4 protein-coding genes are annotated in these 7,727 nt (G+C 66.2%); 2 read left to right on the top strand and 2 right to left on the bottom strand.

Translation table 11 applies throughout. The features are described 5' to 3' along the window. Positions 1 to 120: 120 nt before the first annotated feature. Complete coding sequence (locus IAE56_RS04715) at positions 121 to 1,707, bottom strand: NAD(P)/FAD-dependent oxidoreductase (protein ID WP_200751660.1); 1,587 nt, start codon at positions 1,705 to 1,707, stop codon at positions 121 to 123. Beyond that, a complete protein-coding gene (locus IAE56_RS04710) occupies positions 1,704 to 2,186 on the bottom strand; it encodes a VOC family protein (RefSeq protein ID WP_200751659.1) in 483 nt (160 codons plus the stop codon). The genes IAE56_RS04715 and IAE56_RS04710 overlap by 4 nt, the downstream gene beginning before the upstream one ends. A 135-nt stretch (positions 2,187 to 2,321) precedes the next feature. Between IAE56_RS04710 and IAE56_RS04705 the strand changes: the two genes are divergently transcribed. Together IAE56_RS04705 and IAE56_RS04700 are read left to right on the top strand one after the other, a co-directional pair. Beyond that, entirely contained in the window at positions 2,322 to 3,977 is a 1,656-nt protein-coding gene (locus tag IAE56_RS04705) for an SDR family oxidoreductase (protein WP_200751658.1), read from the top strand. A gap of 289 nt (positions 3,978 to 4,266) precedes the next feature. Next, positions 4,267 to 7,296, top strand: coding sequence for a TonB-dependent receptor (locus IAE56_RS04700; RefSeq protein ID WP_200751657.1), 3,030 nt, complete (start codon positions 4,267 to 4,269; stop codon positions 7,294 to 7,296). Positions 7,297 to 7,727: the final 431 nt, after the last annotated feature.

Raw genomic sequence — 7,727 nt, 5'->3', positions numbered from 1 at the left:
CCTCTCTTCACGCGGGTAGGTGCCGACCGTTGGTCGGCACGCTTTGAACAGGATCATTTCACGCTGTGGGTGCCGACCGTTGGTCGGCATACGGTGCGCGCATCCACGCATGGCGTGGATCTACAGGTCCTGCAACACCACCTGCGCGGCATTGTGCCCCGGCGCACCGGTCACGCCGCCGCCGGGATGGGTGCCCGATCCACACAGGTACAGCCCCGGCAGCGCACCGCGATAGCCGGCCTGTCCGACCATCGGTCGCGCCGAGAACAGCTGGTTGGCACTGAGCGCACCATGGAAGATATCGCCGCCGACCAGGCCGAAGGTCCGCTCCAGATCCAGCGGTGACAGCACCTGCCGGCCGAGTACGCTGGCGGCGAAGCCCGGCGCATGGCGATCGACGGTGGCGATCATCAGGTCGGCCACCTCATCGCGATGATCATCCCAGTGCCGCCCATCGGGCAGCACCGGCGCCACGTGCTGGCAGAACAGGCTGGCCACATGCTGCCCGGGCGGGGCCAGCGAATCGTCCAGCGTGCTGGGAATCAGCATCTCCACGATCGGCTCGCGCGACCAGCCATCACGCCGCGCATCCAGCCACGCGCGGTCCATGTACTCCAGGCTGGGCGCCATGATGATGCCGGCGCTGAGGTGGTCGCCGGGGCCGGGCAGGGCGCGGAAATCCGGCAGCCGCGACAGTGCCACGTTCATCCGGAACGTGCCCGAGCCGCAGCGCCACTGGGCCATCCGCTCACGCGTCGCCGGCGGCACCTGCGTTGGGTCCAGCAGCTGTTCGTACAGCAGCTTGGGATTGACGTTTGCGATCACCGCACGTGCATGCAGGATTTCGCCGCTGCTCAGTTCCACACCGGCCACGCGCCCCTGCTCGACCAGCACGCGCCGCACGCCCGCATCCACGCGCAGCTCGGCACCGGCCTCGCGCGCGGCTGCCGCCATCGCCTGGCTGATCGCGCCCATGCCACCGATCGCGTGGCCCCAGGCACCTTTCACGCCGTTGCACTGGCCGAATACGTGGTGCAGCAGCACGTACGCACTGCCCGGCGTGTACGGGCTGGCGAAGTTGCCGACGATGCCATCGAAGCCGAACAGCGCCTTGATCGGCTCGCTCTCGAACCAGCGGTCCAGGTACTCGGCGGCCGACAGGGTGAACAGGTCCAGCAGCTCCTGCCGCAGCGACGCATCCAGCGCGGCCAGTTCGCGGCCGAGGCGACCCATCTGCCACAGCGCGGGCAGGGCACGCCATCCGCCGGCCACGCCGAGATCAGGCGGCGCACGCAGCGCCCATGCACGCAGCACGTCGGCGAAGATCTCCAGCCGCGCTTCGTACTCGGGCAGCCGCAGCGCGTCGCGCTCGGAGAATTTCGCCACCTCAGCCTGGGTGCGGCCCGGTGCCGACAGCAGGTAGCGGCCGTCGTCCAGCGGCAGGAAGTTGTTGGCCGGACGGTTGACGATGCGTAGCCCATGCGCGTGCAGCTGCAGGTCGTCGATCACCTTCGGCTGCAGCAGCGACACGGTGTAGGACGCCACCGAGTTGCGGAAGCCGGGATGGAACTCCTCGGTGACCGCTGCACCGCCCAGCACGCCACGGCGCTCGAGCACCAGCACCTTCTTTCCGGCCCGCGCCAGGTAAGCCGCACACACCAGCCCGTTATGGCCGCCCCCGACAATGATCACATCCCAGTGGCTCATGCGCCGGCAATCGCCGCTTCGATGGTGGCGATGTCGATCTTCTTCATCGGCATCATGGCGTTGAAGGCGCGTTTCGCCAGTGCCTTGTCCGGGCTGGTCACCGCTTCGATGAGCATGCGCGGGCTGATCTGCCACGACACGCCCCAGCGGTCCTTGCACCAGCCGCAGTCGCTCTCCTGGCCGCCGTTGCCGACGATGGCGTTCCACAGCCGGTCGGTCTCGGCCTGGTCCATGGTCTGGATCTGGAACGAAAACGCTTCGTTGTGCTTGAACGCCGGGCCGCCATTGAGGCCGACGCAGGCCACGCCGCAGACGGTGAACTCGACGGTGAGCACCGCGCCCTCCTGGCCGGCCGGATAATCGCCCGGCGCGTGGTGCACGGCGGTCACCGCGCTGTCGGGGAAGGTGTTGGCGTAGAAGGTGGCGGCGTCCAGCGCCTCCTTGTCGTACCACACGCAGATGATGTTCCTGACGGCCATGGTCGGCTCCGCAGCGGGCGAAGGCGCAGCGATAGCACGGGCGGTGTTAATGCGGGATCGTGCTGCACTGCAGGACCGCGCTACCATGCGATGGCAGAGCAGTTCCCTTCCATCGCAGTACGACAAGGACGACGCGTGAAGATCCTGATCCTGGGCGGATATGGGGTATTTGGAGGGCGCCTGGTGCAGCTGCTGGCGGACCTGCCGCAGCTGGAGCTGCTGGTGGCCGGGCGCACCCTGGCGGCGGCGCAGGCCTTCTGCGCGGACTATCGCGGCGAAGCGTGCGTGCGGCCGCTGCGGGTGGACCGGCAGGCGCTGGCGCCGACCCTGCTGGCCGAAGGGCCCGATCTGGTGATCGATGCGTCCGGTCCCTTCCAGGAGTACGGCAGCCAGCGCTATGCGGCCATCGAGGCCTGCATCGCCGCCGGCATCGATTATCTGGATTTCGCCGACGCCGCCGACTTCGTGTTCGGTGTCTCGCAGTTCGACGCGCAGGCGCGCGCGGCCGGCGTCTACGTGCTGTCCGGGGTCAGCAGCTTCCCGGTGCTGACCGCCGCCGTGTTGCGGGTGATGGCCACGCGCATGGACATCCTCAGCGTGGAAGGCGGTATTGCGCCGTCGCCCTACGCAGGCATCGGCCTGAACGTGATGCGCGCGGTGGTCGGTTATGCCGGGTCACCGGTGAAGCTGCGTCGCGGCGGGCGTGATGGCCACGGCGTGGGCCTGGCCGAAAGCCGCCGCTTCACCGTGGCGGTGCCGGGCCGGATACCGCTGCGCAACCTGCATTTCTCGCTGGTGGACGTGCCCGACCTGCAGGTGCTGCCGCCGGAGCACCCCACGCTGACCGATATCTGGATCGGCGCCGGCCCGGTGCCGGAGATCCTGCACCGCATCCTCAATCTGCTGGCCAAGGCCCGCCAGCACCTGCGCCTGCCGTCGCTGGAGCCGTGCTCGCGGCTGTTCTACACCGTGCTGAACCTGATGAAGTTTGGCGAACATCGCGGCGGCATGATCGTGCGCGCGCTCGGCGTGCGTGATGGCGCGCCCGTGCAGCAGAGCTGGCACCTGCTGGCCGAAGCCGATGACGGTCCCTACATTCCGTCGATGGCCATCGAGGCGCTGATCCGCAAGCAGCTCGCCGGCGAACGGCCGGCGCCGGGCGCGCGCCCGGCAACGCATGCGCTGGAACTGACCGACTACGACCAGGTGTTTGCCGGCCGCACCATCCATACCGGTTTCCGCCAGGACATGCCCGGCGCCAGCCTGTACCAGCGCGTGCTCGGCGATGCCTATTCGCAGTTGCCCACAGCCGTGCAGGCCCTGCATGCGCCGGGTGCGGCGCGATGCTGGCAGGGCAGGGCGCAGGTTCAGCGAGGCAGTGGCCTGCTGTCGCGGCTGCTGGGCGTGGTGTTTGGCTTCCCGGCTGCGGGCGAGCAGGTGCCGGTCAGCGTCGCCTTCGCGCCGGAAGCGGGCGGCGAGCGCTGGACGCGCACGTTTGCCGGGCGCCGCTTCTCCTCGCTGCAGACCGAAGGGCGTGGTCGCAACGAGGCGCTGCTGGTCGAGCGCTTCGGTGCCGTGTCGGTGGCGCTGGCCGTGGTGGTCGAGGGCGGTCGGCTGCAGCTGGTGCCGCGTCGCTGGTCGCTGCTGGGCATCCCGCTGCCGCGCGCGCTGCTGCCGGGCGATGACAGCTTCGAGTACGAAGTGGATGGACGTTTCGTGTTCGACGTGGAGATCGGTGCGCCGCTGGTCGGCCGCATCGTGCATTACCGGGGGACGCTGGAGCCGGCGTGAGTCGTGTCGGAATCGGAGCGACGTGCTGTCGCTTCGGACGCTGCATGGCGCGCGGGAGCGCTTCTGGTGTGACGTATGTTGCCTGTGGTGGGGTGGTTCGGGCATGCGTGCGAGGCGCTGCATGACTCGCTGAATGTCCAGCAGTTTCAAGCGCATGGCGTGAATCCCGGTCCGCGCCGAACGGTGTGTCGTGGCGCATTCCGCGCAGTTCATCGCCGGTTTCAGCACTGCCGCACACGCCAGGCCCGTGCCTATAACGCTCCGGCAGTTCCATCACCGGAGAGAGTTCATGGCATTTGCATCCGCACATCGCGTGCTGAAGCGCAGCGCGCTTTCAGCAGTGTTGTTTTCCATCGTCGGCAGCGTCGCTGCGCAGAGCACCACCGGCACGCTGCACGGCACCGCCGCCGGTGCCGAAGGCGCGACCGTCGTCGCCCAGAGTGACAGCGGCCTCAGGCGCACGGCCGCCATCGATGCGCAGGGGCGCTACAGCTTTGGCGCGCTGCCGGTGGGCCGCTACAGCATCAGCCTGCAGCGCGACGGGCGCATCCTCGAACAGCGCGACGACGTGCAGCTGCGCGTGGGCAGTGGTACCGAAGTGAGCTTCGCCGCACATGGCCCAGCCACCACGCTGGAAGCGGTCAACGTCACCGCGGCGAACCTGCCGAAGATCGATGTGAGCCACACCGTGTCCAAGTCGGTCATCACCTCCGAGCAGCTGGACGTGCTGCCGCTGGGGCGCAGCGCTGAATCCATCGCGCTGCTGGCGCCGGGCGTGGTGGCCGGCAGCGGTGCCTTCTCCAACGGGTCGCGCTCGGTCCTGTCGTTCGGCGGCTCCAGCGTCACCGAGAACGCGTATTACCTCAATGGCTTCAACGTCACCAATCCGCTCAACTACCTGGGTGGCATCAGCCTTCCTTACGGCTCCATCGACCAGCAGGAGACTTTCACCGGCGGTTATGGCGCGGCGTATGGCCGTTCCACCGGTGGCGTCATCAACCAGGTCGGCAAGCGTGGCACCAACGCGTGGCGGTTCGGCGCGCAGGTCACCTGGTCGCCGGCCGGGCTGGCCGAGTCACCGGCATCGGTGAACTACCCGGACATGACCCTGCCGGAGGGGTATGCCTACGAGAACGAGGGCAAGCCGGGCACGCTGTATCGCTACCGGCGCGGTGACAAGTCCACCACGACCACCTACAGCGGCTATGTCAGTGGCCCGTTGATCGAAGACAGGCTGTTCATCCATCTTGCCGCCGAATCGAACCGTCGCGAGGGTGTTGCAACCGCCAACGAGGCCGCCGCGCAGCAGGTGCGCAACCACTACCGTGCGGATACACCGAAGTTCTACGGCAAGATCGACTGGAACATCAACGACAGCAACACGCTGGAATACACGCGCTTCCAGGACACCGATCGTACCGGCGGCTACTACCGGGACTTCGACTACGAGACGCTGTCCGAAGGGGATCGCACCGGTACGTTCCCCAACGTGGCAAAGTCCAGTACCGACGTCGATATCTTCAAGTACACCGGCTACCTCAGCGACGCGCTGACCTTCAGTGCCGTGTGGGGGCGCGCCCGCACCAGCAACCTCGAGTTCAATCCGCTGGACTCGGGCAACCCCTACATCAACGGCGCCGGCAACCAGGATCCGTCGTTGAACGGTGGGACGCCGATCCGCAACGACCAGCCTGATCTCTACAACAAGGCCCTTGATGCGGGCAGCACGACGCACGGGCTGCGCATGGACCTGCAGTACCGCATCGGCAACCACGAGTTGACCGCCGGCGTCGACAACATGACCTACCGCGGCAACAACGAAGGGCAGTCCATGACCGGCCCCGGCTATGCCTGGATCTATTCGCGCGGAAATCCGGGCGCCTCGCCCAGCCCGGGCTTCGGCATCGCACCCCCGGGGGGAAATGGCTACTTCGTGCAGAAGTACATTTTCTCCACCACCACCAGCATGTCGGTGAAGCAGCGGGCCTATTACCTGGAGGACCGCTGGCAGCTGACGCCCGACTGGCTGCTGACGCTCGGCCTGCGCAACGACCGCTTCACCAACTTCAACAGCGATGGCCGCGCCTACGTGGAGAGCGGCGACCAGTGGGCGCCACGCCTGGGTGCCAGCTGGGATGTGTTCGGTGACGCCTCGTTGAAGCTGTTCGCCAACCTGGGCCGCTATTACCTGGCGTTGCCCAACAGCGTGGCCATCCGTGGCGCGTCCGCATCGACCTACACGCGCGAATACTTCACCTATACCGGCATCGATGCCAATGGCAATCCGATCGGTCTTACGCCGCTGGGGCCGGGGCCGGTGTCGGCCAATGGCGAGTATGGGCAGGCGCCGGACCCGCTGGCGGTGGCGCCGACCGACCTGAAGTCGCAGTACCAGGACGAGCTGATCCTGGGCTTCGAGAAGACCCTGGGCAGCCGCTGGAACACCGGCGGCAAGGTCACCTACCGGCAACTGCAGTCGGCCATCGACGATACCTGCGATTCGGACCGCTTCGTCGACCGGCTGAAGGGCATGGGGCTGGATGCAGGGAAGTTCGATCTGCCCGGTTGCGTGATCTTCAATCCGGGCGCGACCAACACGTTCCAGCTGCGGCACCGTGATGGTTCCGGCTACACGCCGGTCACCATGGGGTCGACGGACTGGGGCTACGACGGAAAAAAGGCGAAGCGTCAGTACGTCGCGCTGGATGTGTTCATAGAACACCCGATGTCCGACGGCTGGTACGGCCGCCTGGACTACACCTGGTCGCGCAGCTTCGGCAACACCGAAGGGCAGGTGAGATCGGATATCGGCCAGAGCGATGTGTCCAAGACCCAGGACTGGGATGCGGCGGCGTTGATGGAGTACGCCGGTGGCTACCTCGCCAATGATCGGCGGCACCAGTTCAAGGCGTTCGGCGCCTACCAGATCAATGACGAATGGACCGCGTCTGCCACGGTGCGGGTGATGTCGGGCATGCCGAAGAACTGCCTCGGCTACTACGGCAGTGACCAGAGCGATCCTCTCAATGGCTACGGATCGGCCTACCACTACTGCAACGGCAAGCCGTCGCGCCCCGGTGACGCCGGCCGGCAGCCGTGGACGGCGCAGCTGGACATGGGCGTGATGTACCGCCCCGGGTTCGCGGACAACCGGCTGGGCCTGGGCCTGAACGTCTTCAACGTGCTCAACCAGCGGCGCCAGCTGCAGTCGACCGCCAAGTACCAGACCGGGCCGGGCACGGTCTCCAACAGCTACGGAATGGGCAGCTACTTCACGGCCCCGCGGACGGTGCGCCTGAGCGCCTCCTACGACTTCTGACCTGCGCGAACAGCGGCTCTCTCTCTCCGCAAAGGTTGGCTTGGCCCTGATCCGTCAGGGCCCTTTTTCCAGCGACCTGCCTGCATGGATCCACGGCAGGCACGGATACCCCATCACACCAGCGAAGGCGCCCCAGGGCGCCTTTTTTCGTTGTCGCCTCGCGCCGCCGCCCAGTGCGGGAAAACGAAAGCAAATGCTCGTGGCGTCTTTCGAAATCAGCGCGCCCGCGCCGCGCATAAGCGGTCAAATGAATGCCGCAATGTCTCAGTTAAATGAAATGTAAATGAATGTTTTCGTTTGTGTCAAAGTAAAGTCAATAAAATCAATGACATAAAATATTATCCAGTAAGCCTTGCAAGTTAAACTTTTATGAAATTAATATCCTATTCAGCTGTTTTCATGATCGAACATTGATGCAGCGAGCCTGAAAC

The sequence above is a fragment of the Stenotrophomonas sp. S41 genome (assembly GCF_016624625.1).
GTDB lineage: Bacteria > Pseudomonadota > Gammaproteobacteria > Xanthomonadales > Xanthomonadaceae > Stenotrophomonas.
The sequence above is the reverse complement of the archived record's forward strand: the minus strand, read 5'-3'. Positions and strand labels throughout refer to the sequence as shown.